Source organism: Enterobacter sp. H2G27, from assembly GCF_054403075.1.
Genome location: NZ_JBSVSI010000001.1, coordinates 3,258,316 through 3,282,383, shown reverse-complemented (window position 1 = coordinate 3,282,383; position 24,068 = coordinate 3,258,316). Strand labels below are relative to the sequence as shown.

At 56.9% G+C, this 24,068-nt stretch carries 26 protein-coding genes; 10 read left to right on the top strand and 16 right to left on the bottom strand.

Features of this window, described 5'->3' with window-relative positions:
• Positions 1-75: 75 nt before the first annotated feature.
• The 10 genes from mprA to ACW9E7_RS15430 form a co-directional block, all read right to left on the bottom strand.
• The gene (gene mprA / locus ACW9E7_RS15475; RefSeq protein ID WP_023333174.1) at positions 76-606 is read right to left on the bottom strand and encodes a transcriptional repressor MprA; all 531 of its coding nucleotides are present in this window, start codon (positions 604-606) and stop codon (positions 76-78) included.
• Positions 607-919: 313 nt separating this feature from the next.
• Positions 920-2,104 (bottom strand): MFS transporter, encoded by a 1,185-nt coding sequence (locus ACW9E7_RS15470; RefSeq protein ID WP_458728040.1) that lies wholly within the window; start codon positions 2,102-2,104, stop codon positions 920-922.
• Positions 2,105-2,274: 170 nt separating this feature from the next.
• A complete protein-coding gene (gene proX / locus ACW9E7_RS15465) occupies positions 2,275-3,270 on the bottom strand; it encodes a glycine betaine/L-proline ABC transporter substrate-binding protein ProX (RefSeq protein WP_458728039.1) in 996 nt (331 codons plus the stop codon).
• Between the two features lie 9 nt (positions 3,271-3,279).
• The gene (gene proW, locus ACW9E7_RS15460) at positions 3,280-4,344 is read right to left on the bottom strand and encodes a glycine betaine/L-proline ABC transporter permease ProW (protein WP_458728038.1); all 1,065 of its coding nucleotides are present in this window, start codon (positions 4,342-4,344) and stop codon (positions 3,280-3,282) included.
• Positions 4,337-5,539, bottom strand: a complete 1,203-nt coding sequence (gene proV, locus ACW9E7_RS15455; RefSeq protein ID WP_458728037.1) for a glycine betaine/L-proline ABC transporter ATP-binding protein ProV — start codon at positions 5,537-5,539, stop codon at positions 4,337-4,339. The genes proW and proV overlap by 8 nt, the downstream gene beginning before the upstream one ends.
• A gap of 331 nt (positions 5,540-5,870) precedes the next feature.
• Positions 5,871-6,830, bottom strand: coding sequence for a class 1b ribonucleoside-diphosphate reductase subunit beta (nrdF, locus tag ACW9E7_RS15450; RefSeq protein ID WP_133295018.1), 960 nt, complete (start codon positions 6,828-6,830; stop codon positions 5,871-5,873).
• 9 nt (positions 6,831-6,839) lie between these two features.
• The gene (nrdE, locus tag ACW9E7_RS15445; protein WP_458728036.1) at positions 6,840-8,984 is read right to left on the bottom strand and encodes a class 1b ribonucleoside-diphosphate reductase subunit alpha; all 2,145 of its coding nucleotides are present in this window, start codon (positions 8,982-8,984) and stop codon (positions 6,840-6,842) included.
• Positions 8,957-9,367, bottom strand: coding sequence for a class Ib ribonucleoside-diphosphate reductase assembly flavoprotein NrdI (gene nrdI / locus ACW9E7_RS15440; protein WP_133295016.1), 411 nt, complete (start codon positions 9,365-9,367; stop codon positions 8,957-8,959). Before nrdI ends, nrdE begins: the two co-directional genes overlap by 28 nt.
• Positions 9,364-9,603, bottom strand: coding sequence for a glutaredoxin-like protein NrdH (gene nrdH, locus ACW9E7_RS15435; RefSeq protein ID WP_249576864.1), 240 nt, complete (start codon positions 9,601-9,603; stop codon positions 9,364-9,366). The genes nrdI and nrdH overlap by 4 nt, the downstream gene beginning before the upstream one ends.
• Before the next feature lie 252 nt (positions 9,604-9,855).
• A complete protein-coding gene (locus tag ACW9E7_RS15430) occupies positions 9,856-10,182 on the bottom strand; it encodes a DUF883 domain-containing protein (protein WP_008502569.1) in 327 nt (108 codons plus the stop codon).
• 160 nt (positions 10,183-10,342) lie between these two features.
• Here ACW9E7_RS15430 and ACW9E7_RS15425 point away from each other — a divergent pair, with 160 nt between their 5' ends.
• Positions 10,343-10,684, top strand: coding sequence for a DUF2002 family protein (locus ACW9E7_RS15425; RefSeq protein WP_458728035.1), 342 nt, complete (start codon positions 10,343-10,345; stop codon positions 10,682-10,684).
• A gap of 35 nt (positions 10,685-10,719) precedes the next feature.
• Here ACW9E7_RS15425 and alaE read toward each other — a convergent pair whose 3' ends face one another.
• The gene (gene alaE, locus ACW9E7_RS15420; protein ID WP_458728034.1) at positions 10,720-11,169 is read right to left on the bottom strand and encodes an L-alanine exporter AlaE; all 450 of its coding nucleotides are present in this window, start codon (positions 11,167-11,169) and stop codon (positions 10,720-10,722) included.
• A 495-nt stretch (positions 11,170-11,664) separates the two neighbouring features.
• On the opposite strand from alaE, the gene stpA reads away from it, so the two are divergent.
• Positions 11,665-12,069, top strand: a complete 405-nt coding sequence (gene stpA / locus ACW9E7_RS15415; RefSeq protein ID WP_127732086.1) for a DNA-binding protein StpA — start codon at positions 11,665-11,667, stop codon at positions 12,067-12,069.
• Between the two features lie 38 nt (positions 12,070-12,107).
• Here stpA and ACW9E7_RS15410 read toward each other — a convergent pair whose 3' ends face one another.
• The 3 genes from ACW9E7_RS15410 to ACW9E7_RS15400 all read right to left on the bottom strand — a co-directional run bounded on the left by ACW9E7_RS15410 (position 12,108) and on the right by ACW9E7_RS15400 (position 13,197).
• A complete protein-coding gene (locus ACW9E7_RS15410; RefSeq protein ID WP_133295013.1) occupies positions 12,108-12,287 on the bottom strand; it encodes a YodC family protein in 180 nt (59 codons plus the stop codon).
• Between the two features lie 79 nt (positions 12,288-12,366).
• The gene (locus ACW9E7_RS15405) at positions 12,367-12,888 is read right to left on the bottom strand and encodes a rhodanese family protein (RefSeq protein WP_111965891.1); all 522 of its coding nucleotides are present in this window, start codon (positions 12,886-12,888) and stop codon (positions 12,367-12,369) included.
• 9 nt (positions 12,889-12,897) lie between these two features.
• Positions 12,898-13,197, bottom strand: coding sequence for an ArsR/SmtB family transcription factor (locus ACW9E7_RS15400; RefSeq protein ID WP_115876118.1), 300 nt, complete (start codon positions 13,195-13,197; stop codon positions 12,898-12,900).
• 181 nt (positions 13,198-13,378) lie between these two features.
• Between ACW9E7_RS15400 and ACW9E7_RS15395 the strand changes: the two genes are divergently transcribed.
• Positions 13,379-13,537, top strand: coding sequence for a YqaE/Pmp3 family membrane protein (locus ACW9E7_RS15395; protein WP_115876117.1), 159 nt, complete (start codon positions 13,379-13,381; stop codon positions 13,535-13,537).
• Here ACW9E7_RS15395 and ACW9E7_RS15390 read toward each other — a convergent pair.
• Positions 13,534-14,463, bottom strand: a complete 930-nt coding sequence (locus ACW9E7_RS15390; RefSeq protein WP_115876116.1) for a LysR substrate-binding domain-containing protein — start codon at positions 14,461-14,463, stop codon at positions 13,534-13,536. The genes ACW9E7_RS15395 and ACW9E7_RS15390 overlap by 4 nt on opposite strands.
• 320 nt (positions 14,464-14,783) lie before the next feature.
• Between ACW9E7_RS15390 and ACW9E7_RS15385 the strand changes: the two genes are divergently transcribed.
• From ACW9E7_RS15385 to ACW9E7_RS15360, 6 genes are all read left to right on the top strand, one after another.
• Entirely contained in the window at positions 14,784-15,389 is a 606-nt protein-coding gene (locus ACW9E7_RS15385) for an ankyrin repeat domain-containing protein (protein ID WP_458728033.1), read from the top strand.
• A 108-nt stretch (positions 15,390-15,497) separates the two neighbouring features.
• Complete coding sequence (gene fdrA, locus ACW9E7_RS15380; RefSeq protein ID WP_271369192.1) at positions 15,498-17,039, top strand: acyl-CoA synthetase FdrA; 1,542 nt, start codon at positions 15,498-15,500, stop codon at positions 17,037-17,039.
• Complete coding sequence (locus ACW9E7_RS15375) at positions 17,039-18,454, top strand: YlbE family protein (protein WP_458728032.1); 1,416 nt, start codon at positions 17,039-17,041, stop codon at positions 18,452-18,454. The genes fdrA and ACW9E7_RS15375 overlap by 1 nt, the downstream gene beginning before the upstream one ends.
• Positions 18,455-18,465: 11 nt before the next feature.
• A complete protein-coding gene (locus ACW9E7_RS15370) occupies positions 18,466-20,019 on the top strand; it encodes a xanthine permease (RefSeq protein ID WP_458728031.1) in 1,554 nt (517 codons plus the stop codon).
• A complete protein-coding gene (locus tag ACW9E7_RS15365) occupies positions 20,016-20,972 on the top strand; it encodes a carbamate kinase family protein (protein ID WP_458728030.1) in 957 nt (318 codons plus the stop codon). Before ACW9E7_RS15370 ends, ACW9E7_RS15365 begins: the two co-directional genes overlap by 4 nt.
• Before the next feature lies 1 nt (position 20,973).
• Positions 20,974-22,353, top strand: a complete 1,380-nt coding sequence (locus ACW9E7_RS15360; RefSeq protein ID WP_458728029.1) for an amidohydrolase family protein — start codon at positions 20,974-20,976, stop codon at positions 22,351-22,353.
• A 116-nt stretch (positions 22,354-22,469) separates the two neighbouring features.
• Here the strand turns inward: ACW9E7_RS15360 and ACW9E7_RS15355 are convergent, their stop codons facing one another.
• Complete coding sequence (locus ACW9E7_RS15355; RefSeq protein ID WP_023308908.1) at positions 22,470-23,072, bottom strand: short chain dehydrogenase; 603 nt, start codon at positions 23,070-23,072, stop codon at positions 22,470-22,472.
• Positions 23,073-23,169: 97 nt separating this feature from the next.
• Here ACW9E7_RS15355 and ACW9E7_RS15350 point away from each other — a divergent pair, with 97 nt between their 5' ends.
• Positions 23,170-24,057, top strand: coding sequence for a LysR family transcriptional regulator (locus ACW9E7_RS15350; RefSeq protein WP_458728028.1), 888 nt, complete (start codon positions 23,170-23,172; stop codon positions 24,055-24,057).
• The last annotated feature ends 11 nt before the right edge of the window (positions 24,058-24,068 follow it).

The following is a 24,068-nucleotide window of genomic DNA, read 5'->3' as shown; positions in this document are numbered from 1 at the left end:
GTCAGAAAGGCCAGCAGTGTGACGTGCTGGCCTGTCGGTTTTTTATGAATCTGGAATGGTGAGCGTGTCGTCGCGTTAGCGCAGCGCCTCAAGAACGGCGCCGTCTTCATCCATCTGGTCCAGACGGGTGAGCAGCTTGCGAGTGATGTGCTCAAGCTGGTCGCGCTCGGCGGTGCTGAGGACAGACCAGAGTTTGTGCAGGCAATTGTGCTGCGGTGGCAGCACCTCGCGCAGGAACTGGTGACCTTTATCGGTCAGTTGCAGATGCAGGCAGCGGCGATCGTTGTCGCTTTCGCGGCGCTCAATCCAGCCACGCTTTTCGAGTTCATCGGCAATACGGGTCGCATTGGTACGGGAGGAGCCCAGCGCGCAGCTCAGTTCGGAAGGCTGAATGCTGTGATTTTCCTGAGACTCCAGCGTGATCAACGCCATAAACAATGTCTCGTTAATCCCTTGAGCTTTCAGCATTTTATTACGGTTTTCCAGCAGCTTACCCTGCATGTGCATGCACAGGCGAGTCAGCAGGATTTCCTGGTACGGAAAGTCCTCATGGCGACTGGCGCGGAATTTAAGCATTTGTTCAATGGGCGTAAACGAACTATCCATTTGGGCATAACCTCATTAATTACAGCCGATATAGTAACGACGGTGACAAATAATGTAAATGAATTATTTGTGCGGTTATATCCGCCAAACTTATGTCACCATCAGAAAGCGCCGGGTAAGTCCGTGACCCGGTGAGCACAGAAAGCGTAGGGTATGAACCCGCTGAGGAAAGGATGTGAGGACGGGGGTCTGAACTATTCATGCCAATTGTAAATATGTCACCCACATTAAAATTTCTGGGATAAATGATTACGTTTACATTAACAGAGTGAAGGGCCTCTTAACACCCTAAGAGGCCAACTCAATGTAAATGTTAGTTAATTGCATCCTGACGGTGGTAACCGCGCCACCATACTAGCAGGTTGATGGTAGCGACGATGGCCCCAATCGCACACACCCCCGACCAGCCCGCATGCTGCCACGCTGACGCTGAAATTAGCGAACCCGCAGCGCCGCCGATGAAGTAGCTGGTCATGTAACCGGCCGTCAGGCGGTTACGCGCCTCTGGCTTCACGCGATAGATGACGGTCTGATTGGTAATGTGAACGCCCTGTACGGTGAGATCGAGTACCAGGATACCGACGATCAGCGCCAGCACCGAAATGTGTCCGTACCAGATCGCCGCCCAGGAGAGCAGAAGTAAAATCAGTCCTGCGGAGGTGGTCAAGTGGGATTTGCCCTTGTCGGCCAGCCCGCCTGCGGGACGCGCGCCCAGTGCGCCTGCGGCACCGGCCAGGCCGAACAGGCCAATCACCCCTTCGGAATAATTGAACGGCGGTGCGGCCAGCAGAAACGCCATCGACGTCCACAGAATGCTGAAGTTAGCGAAGGTGAAGCAGCCCAGCAGGGCGCGAGTGCGCAGAAGCTTATCCTGGGTGAACAGGCTGAAAACGGAGGCCAGCAGCTGCGGGTAGTTCAGGTGGTTTTCCTGCTTCACTTTTGGCAGCCCGCGCCACAGCGCCAGCGCCATAACAACCATCAGCACGCTCGCCACCCAGTATACGGTGCGCCAGCCGCCGAGGCTTGCCAGTAGCCCAGCAACGGTACGCGCCAGCAAAATCCCCAGCAGCAGGCCGCTCATGATGGTACCCACCACCTTGCCGCGTTTTTCCGGCGAGGCGAGGGTAGCGGCGAGCGGGACCAGAATTTGCGCCACCACGGAGAACAGTCCCGTTAGCGCGGTTCCGACGATCATCATCGTCAGCGACTGGCTGCTGGCGGTGATCAGCATCCCACCGGCGGCCAGCAGGGTCATGGAGACGATCAGCATTCGGCGTTCAAACATATCGCCCAGCGGCACCAGAAACAGCAGCCCGGCGGCATAGCCTAGCTGTGCTGCGGTGACGATAAAGCCTGCGGAGCTGGCGGAGAGATTGAACGCGCGGGCGATGGTGTCGAGAAGAGGCTGCGCGTAATAGTTGCTGGCGACGGCCAGACCCGTTGCCACGGACATTAAAAGGATGAGTGCGGGGCTAAGCCCTTGAGCTGTTTTTGTCATTAGTTTCAGGAATCGTTAGTTGAGTGATTATTTTTCCGGAAACCATAATAGCTAATGATTGTGAAAGTTGGGGGATTGTTGGGTGATGGATTGTGCGGTTTAGGTTGGGTGCGGTTTGATCCCCTCACCCTCTCCCCAAAGGGGAGAGGGTGAGGGGTAGGGTTTTGTTTTTACTTCTGCGCCTCAAGCGCCTCTTTCACCCAGCCGTCAAACTGCTGCTGGTGGGCTTTGATCCAGCCGTCGACGTGGCCTTTGACATCCGCTTCAGACGATTTGCCCGCGTGCATCATCGCGTTCTGGGCGTTGATGTCAGCCAGCGGCAGCTTCATTACCGAAAACAGCTTCGCCGCCGCCGGGTTTTTCTCCGCCCAGGCTTTGTTCGCCACGATATGCATGGTGTTCACCGGAAAGCCGTAGTTCATGCCGTTCGGCAGCCTGGTGTCGATATCTTTCTGCTCGCCCGGCAGGGAAGAGAACGGCACCTGCAGCCACACCACGTCTTTACCCGGCTTCAGCACGTCGCTCACCCAGTACGGCGTCCAGGTGTAGTAGATCACCGGTTTACCCTCTTTGAAGCGGGCAATGGTGTCGGCCATCATCGCTGAATAGTTGCCGTGGCTCACGTCGACCGTTTTCGCCAGATCGAAAGCTTGGTTCTGGTGGTTAATCACCGCTTCACAGCCCCAGCCAGGCGAGCAGCCCATCATGTCGGCCTTGCCGTCACCGTTGGTGTCAAACAGTTTGGCGATCTTCGGATCTTTCAGCTGTTCAATATTGGTGATGTGGTACTTATCGGCGGTTTTCTTGTCGATCAGATAACCCTGCGCCGCGCCCGTCACGAAGGTACCCTCGCGATAGAATTTCTTGTCGCCACCGGCGGCGGCATACATGTCGTCGTGCAGCGGCTGCCAGTTGACGGCGGTAAAGGTGGCGTCACCGGAGGCAATCGAGGTGTAGCCCACGTTGTAATCCACTTCGCTCGGCGTGTTAACCGTATAGCCCAGTTTTTCCAGCGCGCGGCTGACGATCAGGGTCTGGAAGCTCTCTTCCGAAATGGTGCTCTGCACCGGCTGCACGGTAATGCCTTTACCCGGCAGGTCTGCCGCAAACGTGCTGGTGGAGACAAGGGTGGCAAACGCTGTGGCAAAAAGTACGTTATGTCGCATCGTTGTTCCTTATTTTATAAAGGGGCGGGTGAGTAACCCGACAGGGCCGGTGGAATACCAGCGACGGTTGCCGCGACTGCGTGAATCGCGACCGACGGCCTGGGTCAGGCGGTCAAGAATAATGGCGAGGATCACAATCCCGACGCCGCCAACGGTAGCCAGCCCCATGTCGAGACGGCCAATGCCGCGCAGCACCATCTGACCCAGACCGCCAACGGCGATCATCGAGGCAATCACCACCATCGAAAGGGCCAGCATCAGCGTCTGGTTAACGCCCGCCATGATGGTTGGCATGGCCAGCGGGAGCTGAACCTTAAACAGCATCTGGCGCGGGCTGGCGCCGAACGAGCGTGACGCTTCGATCAGGTCCGCAGGCACCTGGTTGATCCCGAGGATGGTCAGACGAATAATCGGCGGCAGCGCGAAGATAATGGTGACCACCACGCCCGGCACGTTGCCGATGCCGAACAGCATCACAATCGGCACCAGATAGACGAATGCCGGGGTAGTCTGCATTGCATCCAGCAGCGGACGGATAATCTTCGCCGCCCGCGGGCTGCGCGCCAGCCAGATCCCCATCGGCAGGCCGATGACGATGCAGAAGAGCAGGGCAGTCAGCACCAGCGCCAGGGTGATCATCGCCTGCGACCAGGCCCCAATCGCGCCGATGGCAATCAGCGAAATCAGCGTGGCGATCCCCATCCCGGCGCTGCCAAACTGCCAGGCGATCAGGGAGAACAGAATAATCGCCACCGGCGCCGGCATGCCCAGCATCAGCTGCTGGAAGCCGTTCAGGATGTAATCCACCGGAATGCGGATCCCCTGGAAAACCGGGCGGAAGTGCGTCACCACCCAGTCGATCCCCTCCGTGACCCAGCTGTCCAGCGGGATCAGCGTTTTATGGAACGGATCCATGATGTTGAAATGCTCTGGCGCAGGCGCGGGTGCGCTATTGAGCCAGTCCGCCGCACCGCCATCGTCGGCGGGTGCTGGCGTGGAACCCCACGCGTCGGCGGATTGTGCAGCGTTGTCCGCCGCTTCAGCGGTGCCCCACGGGTTAGTTTGATCAGCCATTATTTGCCCCCTCGCGATCTAAAGCCTGCAGCAGCATCCGTTTGGAGATGATACCGACGTACTGTTGTTCCTCACCCACGACCGGTACGGCGCAAGGCGCCTGCCCCACGTGAGAGAGCAGCTCGCTGAGCGGCGTTTCGGCGTCCACGGCAAGCGGAGCGTCAATTAACGCCGCATCGATGCCCTGGTTTTCGCTGAGCGCGGTTTTCAGAGAATCGATGGAAACAACGCCGACAAATTTATTGCCGCGTTCAACCAGATAACCGTATTCACGGTCTTCGTCCTGCAGCAGCTTAAGCGCCGAGCGTGGGCCGAAACCTGGGGTTTTACGAATAATGCCGTTTGGCGTTCGACGGGCAATATCTTTGGCGCTAAAGACCTGGCTAATATCCACGCCGCGGAAGAAGGTGCGTACATAATCATTCGCGGGATTATTGAGAATTTCATCCGGCGTGCCGACCTGCACCACTTCACCGTTTTGCATAATGGCAATACGGTCGCCAATACGCATGGCTTCATCCAGGTCGTGGGAAATAAACACAATGGTTCGCTGATGTTTAGCCTGTAATTTTACCAGCTCGTCCTGCATCTCGGTACGAATTAACGGATCGAGGGCGGAGAAGGCTTCATCCATTAATAATATGTCTGGATTAATGGCTAATGCACGGGCTAATCCCACGCGCTGGCGCATACCGCCGGAAAGTTCATCCGGGTACGCATGCGCATAATTTTCCAGCCCAACCTGACGCAGTGCATCCAGAGCTTTTTCCTGACGTTCCTGAGCCGGCGTGCCGGCTAATTCCATGCCGAAGGCGGTATTATTCAGTACCGTCATGTGCGGCATTAGCGCGAATGACTGAAACACCATTGCGATCTTCTTTCTGCGCACCTCGCGAAGCTCGGCGTCTGATATTCTGGCGATATCCACGCCGTCAATCAGCACCTGTCCGCGGGTGGGTTCAATCAGGCGATTGAGAAGGCGAACCATAGTGGATTTACCCGAACCGGATAATCCCATGATGACAAAAATCTCGCCTTCTTCAATGGCCAGACTGGCGTCTTTAACGCCAAGCGATAGCCCGGTTTTTTCCAGAATTTGCTCTTTTGTGAGGCCTTTCTCAATATATTTGAATGCGCGCTGCGGGTGCTCGCCAAATACTTTATAAAGATTTTTCACTTCTAATTTAATTGCCATGCAATAGAGAGTGTCCTGTTATTTGTTTATGCCGATATGATTACCATGGTAAATTGTTAACGGGCATAACCCTAACATACTGAGAATCTGAGACAACCCTGGGTTTACTTTTGGCATGAATTTTCAGGGAAGCGAAACGGCTGAATTTCCCATGAGTAAAGGGCTGAGCGTGATCTGAATTTTTCTCAATTTTTTGCTGCTGCATCGGGAAATTTCGCCTGAATTGGAATGATTCAGGCGAATATGACGTGGAAATTACAGTGTAGTTGTTTTGTAAATATTAGAGAGGGAATTGTTGGGTTTATATTAAATTAACGAACGTTAGCGTTCATTAAAAATCCCAGTCTTCATCCTCGGTTTCCACCGCTTTGCCCATCACGTACGATGAGCCCGATCCCGAGAAGAAATCGTGGTTTTCGTCGGCGTTGGGCGACAGCGCAGCCAGAATGGCCGGGTTCACCTCCGCCATCTCCGGTGGGAAAAGCGCCTCGTAGCCCAGGTTCATCAGCGCCTTGTTGGCGTTGTAGCAGAGGAAGGCCTTAACGTCTTCCTCCCAGCCGGTACCGGCGTAGAGTTCCTCGGTATAGCTCAGCTCGTTGTCGTACAGATCCATCAGCAAATCGAGCGCAAAGCCTTTAAGCTCCTCGCGCTTTGCCTCGCTGACTTTCTCCAGCCCTTTCTGGTACTTATAGCCGATGTAATAGCCGTGTACCGCTTCATCCCGAATGATAAGCCGAATCAAATCGGCGGTGTTGGTGAGCTTGCCCCGGCTCGACCAGTACATGGGCAGCCAGAAGCCGGAATAGAAGAGGAACGATTCCAGGAATACGCTGGCGATTTTCTTTTTCAGCGGCTCGTCGGCCCGATAATACGTCAGTACCAGCTCCGCCTTTCTCTGTAATGACTCACTCTCTTCACTCCAGGTATAGGCTGCGTCCACGTCTTTGGTCTGGCACAGCGTGGAGAAAATCGAGCTGTAAGAGCGGGCGTGCACCGCCTCCATAAAGCTGATGTTCGACATCACCGCCTCTTCGTGCGGCGTCAGCGCGTCGCTCATCAGAGCCGGTGCGCCGACGGTATTCTGAATGGTGTCCAGCAGCGTCAGGCCGGTAAAGACGCGGATCGTCAGCTGCTGTTCGGCGTAGCTCAGGGTTTGCCAGGCCGGAATATCGTTGGAGAGCGGGACCTTTTCCGGCAGCCAGAAGTTGCTGGTCAGACGGTTCCAGACCTCCAGATCTTTATCGTCCTGGATTTTGTTCCAGTTAACGGCACTCACGCGTGACAGTTTCATCCTTTCTCCTTACAGCGCGCAGGACACGCAGCCTTCAATTTCGGTGCCTTCCAGCGCAAGCTGGCGCAGGCGAATGTAGTAAAGCGTCTTGATACCTTTCTTCCAGGCGTAGATCTGCGCCCTGTTGATATCCCGCGTGGTGGCGGTATCCGGGAAGAACAGCGTCAGCGAGAGCCCCTGATCCACGTGTTTTGTCGCCTCCGCGTAGGTATCGATGATTTTTTCCGGGCCGATCTCATACGCGTCCTGATAGAGCGCCAGGTTCTCATTGGTCATAAACGGGGCAGGGTAGTAAACGCGCCCGGTTTTGCCTTCTTTGCGAATCTCGATTTTCGACACGATCGGGTGAATGCTCGACGTGGCGTGATTGATATAGGAGATCGAACCGGTTGGCGGCACCGCCTGCAGGTTCTGGTTGTAGATGCCGTAGCGCATCACGTCATTCCGCAATTGCTGCCACATTTCGCGCGTCGGCAACTCGATTCCGGAGAGAGCAAACAGTTCGCGCACTTTTTCGGTTTTCGGCTGCCAGTCGCCTTCAAGATACTGGCTAAAATACTCCCCGCTGGCGTAGCGGGACTGCTCAAAGCCCGCGAACCGCTGGTTGCGCTCGCGCGCCAGCATCATCGAGGTGTGCAGCGCGTGCCAGGTGATGGTGTAAAAATAGAGGTTGGTGAAGTCCAGCCCTTCCGGACTGCCATAGGCGATGCCCTCCCGCGCCAGGTAGCCGTGCAGGTTCATCTGCCCCAGCCCGATGGCGTGCGATGCGGCGTTGCCCGCCTTGATGGACGGCACGCTGCGGAGGTGGCTCATGTCCGACACCGCCGTCAGCCCGCGAATGGCGGTCTCCACCGTGCGGCCAAAGTCGGGAGAATCCATGGTGTGGGCGATATTCAGCGAGCCGAGGTTGCAGGAGATATCTTTGCCGATGTCAGCATAGTCGAGGTTTTCGTCGTAGGTCGATGCGCTGTTGACCTGCAAGATCTCCGAGCACAGGTTGCTCATGTTGATGCGCCCGGCAATCGGGTTCGCGCGGTTCACCGTATCTTCATACATGATGTACGGATAGCCGGACTCAAACTGGATCTCCGCAAGCGTCTGGAAGAAATCGCGGGCGTTGATATATTTTTTGCGAATGCGCTCGTCGGCTACCAGCTCGTTATACAGCTCGCTTATCGCCACGTCACCAAACGCTTTGCCGTAAATACGCTCAACGTCATACGGCGAGAAGAGCGCCATCCCGGCATTCTCTTTGGCCAGTTTAAAGGTGATATCCGGGATCACCACGCCCAGCGACAGGGTTTTGATGCGGATTTTTTCGTCGGCGTTTTCGCGTTTGGTATCGAGAAAACGCAGAATGTCCGGATGATGCGCGTGCAGGTAAACCGCTCCCGCACCCTGGCGCGCGCCAAGCTGGTTAGCATAAGAGAACGCATCCTCCAGCATCTTCATCACCGGGATCACGCCGGAAGACTGGTTTTCGATGCGCTTGATCGGCGCGCCCGCTTCACGCAGGTTAGACAGCAGAAACGCCACGCCGCCGCCGCGTTTGGAAAGCTGCAGCGCCGAGTTCACCGCGCGGCCAATCGACTCCATGTTATCTTCGATACGTAGCAGGAAGCAGGAAACCAGCTCGCCGCGCTGGGCTTTACCGCAGTTGAGGAAGGTCGGCGTGGCTGGCTGGAAGCGGCCGGAGAGGATCTCGTCGGTGAGCTGTTGCGCCAGCGCTTCATCGCCCTGCGCCAGGGTCAGTGCGACCATCACCACGCGATCTTCAAAGCTCTCTAAGTAGCGTTTGCCGTCGAAAGTCTTCAGCGTATAGCTGGTGTAGTACTTCCACGCGCCGAGGAAAGTCTGGAAACGAAAACCGCTGGCGTGGGCGCGTTCAAACAGCTTCACCACAAAGGCACGGTCGTAGCGGGTGAGTACGCGCGCGTCGTAGTAACCCTCGTTAACCAGGTGGTCGAGACGTTCATTCTGGCTTGCAAAAGTCACGCTGTTGGGCCGCACATGGGCGGCAAAAAAGGCGTCCACCGCCTCACGGTCTTTATCAAACTGAATGCGTCCCTCCCGGTCATAGAGGTTAAGCATCGCGTTTAATGCGTGGTAATCCGGCGTCGCCTGGATCACCCGTTCTGCGGTTGTCGTTGCCAAAATTCGTTCACTCCTTTACGCACGTTTTCGACGTCCTGCTGCGTCCCCATCAGCTCAAAGCGATAGAGATACGGCACGCCGCATTTTTGAGAGATGACATCCCCGGCACGGCAAAAGGCATCGCCGAAATTACGATTCCCCGCCGCGATCACGCCGCGGATTAGCCCGCGATTATGAGGATCGTTCAGAAAGCGGATCACCTGGCGAGGTACCGCGCCCGCCGTACCGCCTCCGCCATAGCTGGGCACCACCAGAATGTACGGTTCCTCTACTCGGATCCGCTCCCGCTCGTTGAGCGGAATGCGCACCGCAGGCAGCCCGACGCGCTCAATAAAACGGAGCGTGTTTTCCGAGCTGCTGGAGAAGAACACCAGTCTGCTCATGCCCGTGCGGCCTGCGAGGCGAGGCGGTTGATCATGTCCGGGCGAAAGCCAGACCAGCTGGTCTCCCCGGCTACCACCACCGGAAGCTGGCGGAAACCCTGCGCGCGAAGGGTGTCTGCGGCCTCGGGCTGCTGGTCAATATTCACCATCTCAAACGCCACGCCGCGGCTTTCCATCGCCCGTTTAGTCGCGTGGCACTGAACACAATTGTTACGAGTGTAAATAATAATGCTCATGATTCGTATTTCCATTTAAAATGAGAGAACGGCGCGAATCATCGCGTCAGGTTGTGTGTGTCTTGCTAAAAGGAATACTAGATGTAGTTGTCTTAAGTTTCAACCATACAGGATATGGGAAATTTAGATTGATGATGTCCCGATGATGAGCCCAGCGGGGCAGGGCAGGCTATACGGGTTTTACAGGCGAGAAGATAAAGAAAAGCCCCGGCAGCCACTGACCACCGGGGCAGATAACGGTGCGCGATCGGGTTATTTACGCAGGCTAAGCAGAGCGCCCACGAAGATACCGACTGCCGCTACCGTGCCGAGCGTACAGAGCGGTTTCTCGCGTACGAAGGTCGTTGCGCAGCTGACCGCATCGCAGGCAGCCTGTGTCGTACGCGTGCGGCCGTTTAAACGTGCGCGGGTTTCACGGAGCAGAGACTGAGCCTTACGCTTTGCGGCATCCGCTTCGTCCTTCGCGTCACTTCCCCAGGACTTCAGCACCTCTTCCAGCGTGTCCGCTAATTGGCTGACATCATTACGAATATCCTGAGCGTCGTCGTTAATATCGTTTCGGTTCGGTCTGTTAAACATACGATCCTCCGTAATTTTGTGTTCCCGTTCAGTTTAGTTCAGAAATTTAATATCTGAAGCGCATCACGCGTTATCCGGCAGTTTATGGACTATTCTGAAAGCCCTGCTATTGCTGAATACTGTAAGGTTGCCGGGCAGGAAAAGATAACGAGGAAAAGATATGTATTTACGACCTGACGAGGTGGCACGCGTTCTTGAAAAAGAGGGATTCACCATGGATGAGGTGACGCCAAAAGCGTATGGATATCGCCGCGGCGAGAATTATGTTTATGTTAATCGCGAAGCAAGAATGGGACGTACCGCTCTCATTATTCACCCGACGCTGAAAGACAGAAGCCTGTCATTTGCTGAGCCTGCCTCGGATATTAAAACCTGCGATCATTATCAGCAATTTCCGCTCTATTTAGGCGGTGAACGGCATGAGCATTATGGTATTCCGCACGGTTTCAGTTCACGTATGGCGCTGGAGCGATTTTTGAAGGGATTGTTTGGCGACGTATAGTAAATCCGCGACTGGCGTGCGCCAGTCGCTTCACATCACGCTTTAGCCTGGCTGTACTGGCTGACCTTAAACAGGCGGCGGCAGTAGTCGAGGAAATAGCCGTAAACGGCTCCCATCAGCATCGAAATGACAATATTCGAACTCACTGCCGCAGCGATCTGGTGCCAGTCTGCACCGACTGTCAGAAGAATGGCCACGTAAACCGGCGACTGGAACGTTACATACGCCAGGACGTCTGCCAGGTTTTTCACCCAGCCTGCAGGACTAATTCGACGCGCGAAACGCATTACCGCATCGCGGTATAAACCGTAAGGCCATGCAATCATAATATTGACCGGGATCGCCACCAGACGAGAAGAAAGTGACTGCTCGAAGGACATTCCGGAGAGGAATATTTCGATCAGCATGTTCACGACGGAACAGTAAACAACCATCGCGAAGGTATCCGCCACCGCGTGGCGCAGGCGAGATTGCGGCGAGAACATGTCTGAACTCCTTGAGAAGAACACAAAAGAAACGATTTCCCTTCGGCGCATAGTGCTTTAGGTTGGTTTGTTTGACTTGTATAGCGTATATCTCTGAGTTTGAACAGACAACTAGTGATTAATTTTTATTTAAGCGCCTTTTGTCCACAATATTCTCTAAAGTTGTTCGTTTTTTGCTCCGATCGTTATAATCTCTCTCGTTTGGCTTTTTTTATATGAAAATCAATAGCTTGGTTTTATTGATGGCGCAGGCGACGAATCCGCCTCATGACAGCGGCGCAGTATGCTGTGATTTGGAGTAAAGTTGACCATTTATATTAATGCGGTGATTAGATACCCCTGTTTCCTGGCAGCCCCGTGCGCTATTATTCGCAATGAGATTTTAATATATTTACACTGATGCCCATACGGACCCTTGGGTAGATATTTCAACTCAAATGAATTATTCTGTCGGCGATTTATCTATTTACCCCAAAGAAAAGGTTTTCAAATAATATGTCTTTGACGTTACAGAATCTTAATAATATCCGAACCCTGCGCGCCATGGCGCGTGAATTATCCCTGGACGTTCTTGAGGAAATGCTGGAAAAGGTCAGGGTCGTTACTGAAGAGAAACGGAGTGAACTGACGGAATTAGAGCAGCAGCGCGCCGAGCAGCAGGAAAAAATTAATGCCCTGCTGGAACTGATGAAAGCCGATGGTATTTCACCGACCGATCTGCTGGGCTCTGAACTGGCGCTGGCGGGTAAGCAAGCGAAAAAGCGTAAGCCGCGTGAAGCAAAATATCGCTTTATTGACCAGAACGGTGAAGAGAAAACGTGGACCGGTCAGGGCCGCACGCCGAAGCCTATCGCCAGCGCGCTGGAAAACGGTAAATCACTGGATGATTTTCTAATCTAATGCGTTGACCGGGCGGAACATGCCGCCCGGTTATCTGTTCAGCAGACGCCGAAATCACCTTCTTCGCTATACGGCGCCACATCGGCGGCTTTCAGCGTATATTTCTCACCTTGCTCATTGCTGGCCTGGACCGCCACAATGCTGTCACCGTTCACTTCGAGCACTTTCAGTTTCGGGCCGCCTTTACGCGGTTGCACATAATCACCGACAGAAAACATATTACCTCCTCATCGTTTTAGCGATCTTCACATTAGCCCACGTATGACGCCGGGTACAGCGTATTTCACCGATTACTGCTTATGAGGTACGACGGTTCCAGGGCATCACCTTAAGCAGCCGCGCCATGCCGCAAAAGCCCGTCACACCGGCAAACAGCAGCCCGGCACCTACAAAGCCGCTGAGCAGGAAAAAGCCGCTGGAGACGCTATAGCCCAGAACCACGCCACAGAGTATTAGCAGCCCGGCGGCAATTTGCACCTGACGCATCAGCGGAAGCGGCTGGGATTTGTCTTCGACAGTCGGCAGCCCGGCCTGCTTCCAGCCCTGAATGCCACCCTCGACCACAAATGCCTGAGCGGCAACGGCAGCCTGCGCCAGGCGATCGGCATTGCCTGAGGTACGGGCGCCGGACTGGCAGTGAAAAATCACCGTTTCACCCGCCTGCGTTTTAAGTCCACCGGGTAAAGTACCCAGCGGCACGGACCGCGCGGCGGGAATATGCTCGCGGGCGTACTCATCGGCATCACGAATATCAATCAGTTTTGCGCCTTCAGCGATGCGGGCACTGGCCTCGCGCGGCGAAATAAGGGGAAGTGACATAGCGGCTCCTTACGGGCAATAAAGCTTTTTCAGGGTGCTGATGAGCTGATGCACCGCATCGTTTTTAATGAAATAGAGAATGCGCTGCGCGTCGCGGGTACTGTCGATCAGACCTTCCTCACGCATGCGCGCCAGATGCTGCGACGTGGCGGAAGGACTAAGCCCCGTGGCTCGCGCCAGTTCTCCCGCGCTGGTGCCGGGCGCTCCGCACAGGGTGCAGAGGATCAGCAGCCTACGCGGGTTGCTCATCGCTTTTAAAAGTGTGGCGGCCTGCTCGGCGCTGGCCTGAAGCTGTTCGAGTTCAGTCATATTAGTTTAGTGTTTTCTTAATTAAGGTAATGCTAAACTAATCCGGTATATTAAACCAGCGTCACAAGCGTAAAAGAGGGTAAACGCGGGGCAGAAAACTGGCGCAGACAGGTAAGCTGGCTATGCTTACAAAGGGTTCTCTTTATTATTTTCAATGGATTAGCTTGCACGGAGTTTTGATATGGGTTTTTGGCGTATTGTTTTTACCATCCTGTTGCCGCCGCTGGGCGTGCTGTTAGGCAAAGGGTTTGGCTGGGCGTTTATTATCAACATTATTCTGACGCTGCTGGGCTACATCCCGGGTCTTATCCATGCCTTCTGGATTCAGAGTAAGAACTAAGCACGCCAGAGTAAGTCGCTGTAGATCCCGGTCAGCACGCCCTGGGGGCCAAACTGCTGTTTGATCCAGCGCGTGACCTGACCGGTTGCGGCATGCTGCGTGGCGAGCAGCATGCGCGAATCCTGACGCGGGTTATTGATACGCCGCGTCACCAGCAGCCCGTCTTCCACCGCTTCCCGCGCCATATACTCCGGCAAAAAACCTATCCCTTCTCCCAGGATCTGACACTGACACTTGGTGTTAAAGTCCGGCACCAGAATCGCCTCCTGCCCGTGCAGCAGCCAGCCGACCTTTTTGTTAATGGTGTGCGCGGTATCTTCCACCATGATGTTGGGATACAGGCGCAGCTGGCTTTCCGCGATCGGTTCCGGAACGAACGCCAGCGGGTGCTCCGGCGCGATGGCAAACACCCAGCGAATGGCGCCGATTTCGGTGTAGTCAATTCCGCCGCCGTCGAGCAGCGTGTCCGGCGCGCCAATGGCGATATTGGCCTGGTTGTTGATGATAGAGTCCCACACGCCGTTATAGACTTCGGTGGTGACGGTAATCTGACAGGTGGGGAACTGCTTTTTTAGCACCTGTAGCAGCCGCGCGGTATGGCGCGGCGTATACAACAGCTGGTTGATACAGATGCGTACACGCGCCTCGATGCCCTGTGAAATGGTATCAATCCCGCGCTTGATGGCGTGAAAATCGTTAAGCAGGTCGGTGGCTTTGCGGTAAAAGTAAAAGCCGGATTCGGTCAGCTCAATGCTGCGCGTGCTGCGGACGAACAGCACCACGTCCAGCCCGGTCTCCATGCGCTTAATGGTGTAACTGATGGCGGAGGTCGTTACACCCAGTTCGGCGGCGGCTTTGCTGAAGCTGCCGAAGCGTGCGGCGGTGGTAAAGGCCAGCAGGTTCTCCTCGGTAAAGATGGAATTCATATCTCACTCCCTTCAGCCATCAGTTTTGAACATATTTTAACAGCGTCGTTACAACGCATTTGAAGCCGATCACAGTTCTGGCTATTTCATCAATGCCGCGCCATACAAGGCTTTTCCAGACATAAGCATAATGCGTTTTGACGCGCTAAAAAGCGGTTAAACATAAGAAAAAGGTTGCACAGACGCACGTTTTGACCGGTTTATTGAATTTAACTCAACAATGAATTGTCTGTCGATGAATCATTTTTAAGCGGATTCTTTTATGACCAGGCTGTTGCTATTCTCAGGTCAACAGAAATAAAAACATCGGGAGTCTTAATATGTCTGCAACTGAACTGGTTACGGAATTTTTGCTGGCGGCAGAAGAGGGCAATAGCGATGCGCTAAAAGCCTGTCTGGAGAAGGGCGTGGATATTAACGCCACGAACCGTCAGAAAAGAACCGCCGTTATTATTGCCAGCCTGAAAAAACATTATGCCTGCGTGGATTTCTTAATTGCCGCCGGGGCGGATATTGATAAACAGGATCAGACCTGCTTTAACCCCTTCCTGATTAGCTGCCTGACGAACGATTTAACTCTCCTGCGGCTGGTATTACCCGCGAACCCGGATCTCGACCGCCTGACGCGCTTCGGCGGCGTAGGCATTACGCCAGCCAGTGAAAAAGGGCACGTGGAGATCGTCCGCGAGCTGCTTGAAAAAACCGATATCAACGTTAACCACACCAATTTTGTCGGCTGGACGCCGCTGCTGGAAGCCATCGTACTCAACGACGGCGGCACAAAGCAGCAGGAGATCGTGAAGCTGCTGCTGGAGCACGGCGCGAACCCGCATATGACCGACAAATACGGCAAAACCCCGCTCGAACTGGCGCGGGAGAAAGGCTTCACTGAGATTGCAGACCTGCTGGCGGCGGCGGGCGCGTAAGACGGTCGGTCAGCCCGTTCCGGCTGGCCGCTAATTAAATAAAACATTTTTACCGACGTGCATTTTGCACGACGGCGGCCCCCTTTTATCCGCGAACAGGTGCAAATAATGCCAACGAAAATCGTGATTAAAAAGAACACCTATTTTGACTCCGTATCATTAATGTCCGTTTCCACTAAAGCCAATAAATTGCCGGGCGTCGAACAGGCCTTTGTCGCCATGGCAACGGAAATGAATAAGGGCGTTTTAAAAAACCTCGGGCTTTTAACGCCGGAATTAAATGAGGCGAAAAACGGTGACCTGATGATCGTCATTAAAGGCGACGCGGCGAATGAAGAAACGCTGGCCGCTATTGAAGCGCTGTTCACGCGTAAAGAGAGCGCGGGCTCCCATGAAGCGCGCTACGCGACGATTGCCAGCGCCAAAACCCATCGCCCGGACAGTAACCTCGCGGTCATTTCCGTCAACGGTACCTTCGCCGCCCGCGAAGCGCGTCAGGCGCTGGAAAACGATCTCAACGTGATGCTGTTTTCCGATAACGTGTCGCTTGACGACGAGCTGGCGCTGAAGAAGCTCGCGCACCGGAAAGGGCTGCTGATGATGGGGCCGGACTGCGGCACCGCCATCATCAACGGCGCGGGACTGTGCTTCGCCAACGCGGTGCGTCGCGGACCGATTGGTATCGTCGGCGCATCCGGCACCGGCAGCCAGGAGCTGAGCGTGCGTATTCACGAATTCGGCGGCGGCGTGTCGCAGCTGATCGGCACCGGCGGACGCGATCTCAGCGAGAAGATCGGCGGCCTGATGATGCTTGACGCCATTGAAATGCTGGAAGCCGACGAGGGTACAGAAGTGATTGCGCTGATCTCCAAGCCGCCCGCGCCAGCGGTGGCGGAGAAAGTGCTGGCCCGCGCGCGCGCCTGTCGTAAGCCCGTGATCGCGTGCTTCCTCGGTCGCAATGAACCGCCCGCCGATGAGGACGGACTTCAGTTTGCGCGCGGCACCAAAGAGGCGGCGCTGAAGGCCGTCCTGCTCACCGGCATCAAAAAAGAGTCCCTCGATCTGCACCCGCTCAACTGGCCATTAATTGAAGAGGTGCGCGCTCGCCTGACCCCGCAGCAGAAGTACATTCGCGGCCTGTTCTGCGGCGGCACCCTGTGCGACGAGGCGATGTTTGCCGCGCTTGCGAAATTCGACGACGTTTACAGCAACATCCAGCCGGATCCGGCTAAGCGCCTGAGCGACATCAGCGTCAGTAAAGCCCACACTTTCCTCGATTTTGGCGATGACGATTTCACCAACGGCAAGCCGCACCCGATGATTGACCCGACCAACCGCATCAGCCGCCTGCTGCAGGAGGCTCGCGACCCGGAAGTCGGGGTGATTGTGATGGACTTTGTGCTCGGCTTCGGCGCCCACGAGGATCCGGTCGGCGTGATGATCGACGCCATTAAAGAAGCACAGGCGATCGCGAAGGCCGATAACCGTCCGCTGGAGATCCTCGGCTACGTGCTCGGCACCGACCAGGATCCGCAGTCGCTGGCGCAGCAGTGTCAGCTGCTGACCGACGCAGGCGTCATCTGGGCCAGCAGCAGCACCAATACCGGATTACTGGCACGCGAATTTGTCTGCAAAGGGGAGAACGCATAATGACTACCTTATTTAACCAGCCGCTGAACGTCATTAACGTGGGTCTCGCGATGTTCAGCGACGATCTCAAAAAACAGCACGTTCCCGTGACCCAGCTCGACTGGACGCCGCCGGGGCAGGGCAATATGCAGGTCGTTGAAGCGCTCGACCAGCTGGCGGAAAAACCGCTGGCGGATAAAATCGCCGCCGCCAACCAAATCGCCCTTGAGCGCATTATTCAGTCTCATCCGGTGCTGGTGGGCTATGACCAGGCGATTAACGTTGTGCCGGGGATGACCCGCACCACCATTCTGCACGCCGGTCCGCCTGTCTCCTGGGAAAACATGTGCGGCGCGATGAAGGGCGCGGTCACCGGGGCGCTGGTGTTTGAAGGGCTGGCGAAGGATCTGGACGACGCGGCGCGACTTGCCGCCTCCGGGGAGATCGCCTTCTCGCCGTGCCACGAGCACGACTGCGTGGGCTCCATGGCGGGTGTCACCTCCGCGTCGATGTTTATGCACATCGTTGAGAACAAAACCTACGGCAACCGCGCGTTCACCAACCTCAGCGAGCAGATGGCGAAGATCCTGCGCATGGGGGCTAACGACCAGAGCGTGATCGACCGCCTGAACTGGATGCGCGACGTGCTCGGCCCGATGCTGCGCGACGCGATGAAGATTATCGGCGAAATCGACCTGCGCCTGATGCTGGCCCAGGCGCTGCACATGGGCGACGAGTGCCACAACCGCAATAACGCGGGCACGACGCTGCTGATCCAGGCTCTGACGCCGGGGCTAATTCAGGCGGGCTATCCGGTGGAGCAGCAGCGCGAGGTGTTCGAGTTTGTTGCCAGCAGCGACTACTTCTCCGGCCCGACGTGGATGGCGATGTGTAAAGCCGCGCTGGACGCCGCCCACGGCATTGAATACAGCACCGTGGTTACCACCATGGCGCGCAACGGCTACGAATTCGGCCTGCGCGTTTCGGGGCTTCCGGGGCAGTGGTTCACCGGCCCGGCGCAGCAGGTGATCGGCCCGATGTTCGCGGGCTATAAGCCGGAAGATTCCGGGCTGGACATCGGCGACAGCGCGATCACCGAAACCTACGGCATCGGCGGCTTTGCGATGGCGACGGCCCCGGCGATTGTCGCCCTGGTGGGCGGGACGGTGGAGGAAGCCATCGACTTCTCCCGCCAGATGCGCGAAATCACCCTCGGCGAAAATCCGAACGTCACCATTCCACTGCTCTCGTTTATGGGCATTCCGACCGCCATCGACATCACGAAGGTCGCTGGCAGCGGCATTCTGCCGGTCATCAATACCGCCATTGCGCACAAAGACGCGGGCATCGGCATGATTGGGGCGGGCATCGTTCACCCGCCGTTTAGCTGTTTTGAAAAGGCGCTGTTGACCTTCCGCGATCGCTACTTTTTATAAGGCATGCATCCATGAAAAACATGAAGCTGGAGTGGAAAAGAGGTGACTGGGCGGCTTATTTCGGGTTGATGACCAACAACCTGACCAATTTGCTGACCATGATGGGGTTGCTCATTTTTGTCGTCGGCATCCCGAAGGAGATTGTTTATGGACGCATCGCGCCGGCCTTCGGGCTGGCGGTGCTGGCCGCGAGTATCTGCTACGCGTGGTTCGGCATGCAGATGGCGCGCCAGACCGGGCGCACGGACGTCACCGCGCTGCCGTCCGGCCCCAGCGCGCCGTCAATTTTTACCGTGACCTTCCTGGTGCTGATGCCGGTGTATCAGCAAACGGGCAATGCGGAGTTCGCTATTCAGATTGGCCTGGTCTGGTGCTTCGTTGAGGCGATGATTCTTGCGGGCGGTTCATTCCTGGGCGAAACCATCCGCAAGATGATCCCGCGCACCGTGCTGCTGTCATGCCTGTCCGGTTTAGGCCTGCTGCTGCTGGCGATGAACCCGATGCTGCAGGCGTTTGAAGCGCCGACCGTATCGTTCATCGTCCTGCTGCTGATCTTCATCAACTGGTTCGGCAAAAAGCCGATTTTCGCCAGAATTCCTACCGGCCTGCTGTTGCTGATAGCCGGTACCGCACTGGCGTGGATCTCCGGCCTGCAGAGCCCGGAAGCGATTAAAGCGTCCATGTCATCCTTCGGCTTTAACCCGCCGCAGGTGCATGTGGAGGGCTTCCTGCAGGGCCTGCCGCACGCGCTGCCGTATCTTGCCTCTGCCGTACCGCTGGGGCTGGCGAACTACATCTTTGACCTGGAGAACATCGAAAGCGCCCACGCGGCGGGGGATGAATACCCGACGCGTAAAGTCATGCTGGCGAACGGTCTGGCCTCCATGCTCGGCTGCCTGATGGGGAACCCATTCCCGGTGACGGTTTACGTCGGCCATCCCGGCTGGAAAGCGATGGGGGCCAGCATCGGCTACACGCTGGCCTCCGGCGTGACCATGTTCATCGTGCCGCTGTTCGGGCTGGGGGCGTTTATGCTCGCCATCATTCCGATGACCGCCATCGTGCCGATTCTGGTGTTTATCGGCGTGGTTACCGCCAACCAGGTGGTGAGGGAAACGCCGAAAGTGGAAGTGCCGGTGATCTTCATCTGCCTGTTCCCGTGGATCGCCAACTGGGCGCTGACCATGATGAACAGCGTGATGGGAGCGGCGGGCACGAATGCCGCCAAAATCGGTACCGACGTGCTGCACAGCAAAGGGATCTACTACGAAGGATTAGTCCATCTGGGGAACGGGGCACCGCTCGCCAGCATGCTGTGGGGCTGTATCGCCATTTTTGCCATCATCAACAAACCGCTGCGCGGTGCCGTGGCTGCGGCGGGCGGGGCACTGCTGGCGCTGTTCGGGGTGATCCACGCCCCGGTGGTGGGCTTTGCCGAAGGCAGTTCGCTGATGTTCGTCACCGCGTATCTGATGATGGGCGGCATGTTTGTGGTGAAGCATTTTCTCGACAGCCGGGAAGTTGCGAGCGCTGCGTCGGGTAATGTTGCGAAGGAACACGTATGAAAGAGCTTATGGTCGTTGCCATCGGCGGCAACAGCATTATCAAAGACAACGCCAGCCAGTCGGTTGAACATCAGGCGCAGGCGGTGAAAGCGGTGGCAGAGTCGGTGCTGGAAATGCTGGCCTCCGACTATGACATCGTGCTCACCCACGGCAACGGCCCTCAGGTGGGGCTGGATCTGCGCCGTGCCGAAATCGCCCACGAGCGGGAAGGGCTCCCTCTGACGCCGCTGGCAAACTGCGTGGCGGACACCCAGGGCGGTATTGGCTACCTGATCCAGCAGGCGCTGAACAACCGCCTTGCCGCGCGCGGCGAGCAAAAGGCGGTCACGGTCGTCACGCAGGTGGAAGTGGATAAAAACGATCCCGGCTTTGCGCACCCCACGAAGCCGATCGGCGCGTTCTTCAGCAAGGCGCAGCGCGACGAGCTGCAGCGCGCGCACCCGGACTGGCACTTTGTAGAAGATTCGGGCCGGGGATATCGTCGCGTGGTGGCCTCCCCGCAGCCGCTGCGCATTGTCGAGGCCGACGCGATCAAGACACTGACGCAAAAAGGCTTCGTGGTGATCGGCGCGGGCGGCGGCGGTATTCCCGTGGTGCGCTCGGCGCAGGGCGATTACCAGAGCGTCGACGCGGTGATTGATAAAGATCTCTCCACCGCGCTGCTGGCGCGCGAGATCGGCGCCGACGTGCTGGTGATTACCACCGGCGTGGAAAAGGTGTGTGTCAACTTCGGTAAGCCAAACCAGCAGGCGCTGGAGACCGTCGACGTAGCGGAGATGACGCACTACATGGAAGAAGGTCATTTCCCGGCGGGCAGCATGCTGCCCAAAATCGTCGCCTCGCTGGCGTTTTTACATCACGGCGGCAAGCGCGTGATCATCACCTCGCCGGACTGCCTGCCCGCCGCGCTGCGCGGAGAAACCGGTACCCATATTGTGAATGAAGGAAGATAAGATGAGTGAAAATAAAAGCCGCCGTGAATTCATCAGCCAGAGCGGCAAAATGGTTACCGCCTGCGCGCTGTTTGGCGCGACCGGATCCGTCGCGTATGCTGCTGACTCCGCAAAGCCACTCTGCGAGACCGGTAAGCCTGTGAATATCACCGCGAAACATTACTATCTGGACAACGTGTTGCTCGAAGCCGGGTTTAATTTTGACGGCAACGTGGCGACGAGCACCCGCACCGAGCTGAAGACGCTGGAGATTCAAGACGGGAAGATCGTCGGCCTGCGCGATAACAAGCGCCACGCCGACGCCACGCTGCCGCACTACGACGCGGGCAACAAGCTGATGCTCCCGGCAATGCGCGACATGCACATTCACCTGGATAAAACCTTTTACGGCGGCCCGTGGCGTTCCCTCAACCGCCCGGCAGGTACCACCATTCAGGATATGATCCGCCTGGAACAGAAGCTGCTGCCGGAGCTTCAGCCCTTCACCCAGGAGCGTGCGGAAAAGCTGATCGATCTGATCCAGTCGAAAGGCTCCACCATAGCCCGCAGCCACTGCAATATCGAGCCGACCTCCGGCCTGAAGAATCTTGAAAACCTGCAGGCGGTTTTATCGCGCCGTAAGCCCGGCTTTGACTGTGAAATCGTCGCCTTCCCACAGCACGGGCTGCTGCTGTCCCATTCCGAAAAGCTGATGCGTGAGGCTATGCAGGCCGGGGCGCACTACGTGGGCGGGCTGGACCCGACCAACGTCGACGGCGCGATGGAGAAATCTCTCGACCTGATGTTCCAGATTGCGCTGGACTACGACAAAGGAGTGGATATTCACCTGCACGAGACCAGCCCGGCGGGGGTGGCGGCGGTGAACTACATGGTCGAAACCGTGGAGAAAACGCCGGAGCTGAAGGGGAAGCTGACCATCAGCCACGCCTTTGCGCTGGCGACGCTTAACGAAAAGCAGGTGGATGAGATCGCCACCCGCATGGCGGCGCAGCAGGTGACCATCGCCTCCACCGTGCCGATTGGTACCCTGCATATGCCGCTGAAGCAGCTGCGGGACAAGGGCGTGTTTGTGATCACGGGAACCGACAGCGTGATCGACCACTGGTCGCCGTACGGTCTGGGGGACATGCTGGAAAAAGCTAATCTCTACGCCCAGCTCTACATCCGCCCGAACGAGCAGACGCTCTCCCGCGCATTAGGTATCGCGACCGGCGACGTGCTGCCCCTGAACGACAAAGGGGAGCGCGTGTGGCCGAAAGTGCAGGATGACGCCAGCTTTGTGCTGGTGGACGCCTCCTGTTCCGCCGAAGCCGTGGCGCGCATTTCCCCGCGTACCGCAACGTTCCACAAGGGCAACCTCGTCTGGGGCGTTGTGGGTTGATGTGCATTTCTCCCTCTCCCTGTGGGAGAGGGGGGATGGCATCAGGCCGCACTTCTGTAGGCCGGGCAAGCGCAGCTTCCACGCCCGATGCTGGTGCCGATCGCCGCGCGCACGGCTTAGTAGCCGACCTTGTATACCCGCCCGCTCTGCACGCCTTCCACGCTGCGGCGATAGGCTTGCGCCACCGTCGCGGCAGGCACGCTTTCGAAGCCCGGGAAGAAGCCATCGTACGTTTCGACGGATTCGGTGAGAACCGTCGGGCTAATCAGGTTGATGCGGATCCCGCGCGGCAATTCGCAGGCTGCGGCGCGAACAAACCCTTCCAGCGCCGCATTCACCGTGGTGGCATTTACGCCCTGCGCAATCGGCTCGTGCGCCACAATTCCGCTTATCAGCGTAATCGAGCCGCCTTCGTTCAGGTAGTGCTGGCCGGTCAGCGCCAGGCGCACCTGTCCTAGCAGCTTATCCTGTAGCCCCTGGTTAAAGTCGCTATCTTTCATGGTCGCGAGCGGGCCAAAGTAGAGGCCACCGCTGGCGGACACAATGGCATCCACCGGACCGATTTTCTCGAACAGCGCCTGAACGCTCGCCTGAGAGGTGATATCTACCTGCTCGTCGCCCTGCGTGCGGCCGACGCGGATGACCTCGTGGCGACGACTCAGCTCTTCCGTTACCGCACGACCAACCGTACCGCTGGCACCAATAATGACGATTTTCATAGCCGACTCCTTCTGTTGTGAGCCTTCATTCTTTAATAAATTAAAATACGGATAAACTAGGCTAAAGTTAGAAGATTGCTAACCAGAGGTTTGGAATATGGATAAGCTTCGCAGCATGGAGACCTTTATTGCGGTGGTTGAAAGCGGCAGCTTCACCGGCGCGGCAGCACGGCTCGAGATGTCGGCGGTGATGGTGGGGAAGTATGTTGCGCTGCTGGAATCCCAGCTTGGCACCCGTCTGCTGGAGCGTAACACGCGGCGCCAGAGCCTGACCGACGCCGGACGGGTCTATTTCGACGAGGCGAAGCGGGTGCTGGAGCAGGTCGCGATCGCCGAAAGCGCCGTGGAACGCCTGCGCGCCGCACCGTCAGGCACCCTGCGCGTGACGGCGCCCACCTCGTTTGGCGGCAGCGCGATCGCGCCGCTTACGGCCTCTTTTTTACAATGCTACCCGGAAGTGCGCATCGAGCTGGATCTCACCAACCGGATGGTGGATCTGGTGGAGGAGGGTATCGATCTGGCCATTCGTATTGGCGACATTCACAAAGACGATCTGGTGGCGAAATACCTCTGCCCTTACCGGATGGTGATCTGCGCCGCGCCGGACTACCTGGCACGCTACGGTACGCCGCAAACCCCTGCCGATCTGGTGGATCATCTCTGCCTGTCCCACAGCGTGTGGACCGCGCGCAACGAGTGGCGGCTGCCGGGCGTCGAGGGCGAGGTGCGCTGGAAGCGGGATGCGGTCTTAAAATGTAATGACGGCTACGGGCTCCGGATGGCCGCGAGAGCCGGAGCGGGACTGCTGCTGCAGCCGGAGGTGCTGGTGGCGGAAGATCTGGAAAGCGGCAGGCTGGTGCGGGTGCTGGAAGAGTATATTCCGGCGCCGAGACCCGTGCATTTATTGTGGCGTCAGGATTTACGTCAACTGCCTAAGCTTACGGAATTTATCGCCCATATTCTGCTAAGATTGGGCACACTATAAAAAAAGAAGGT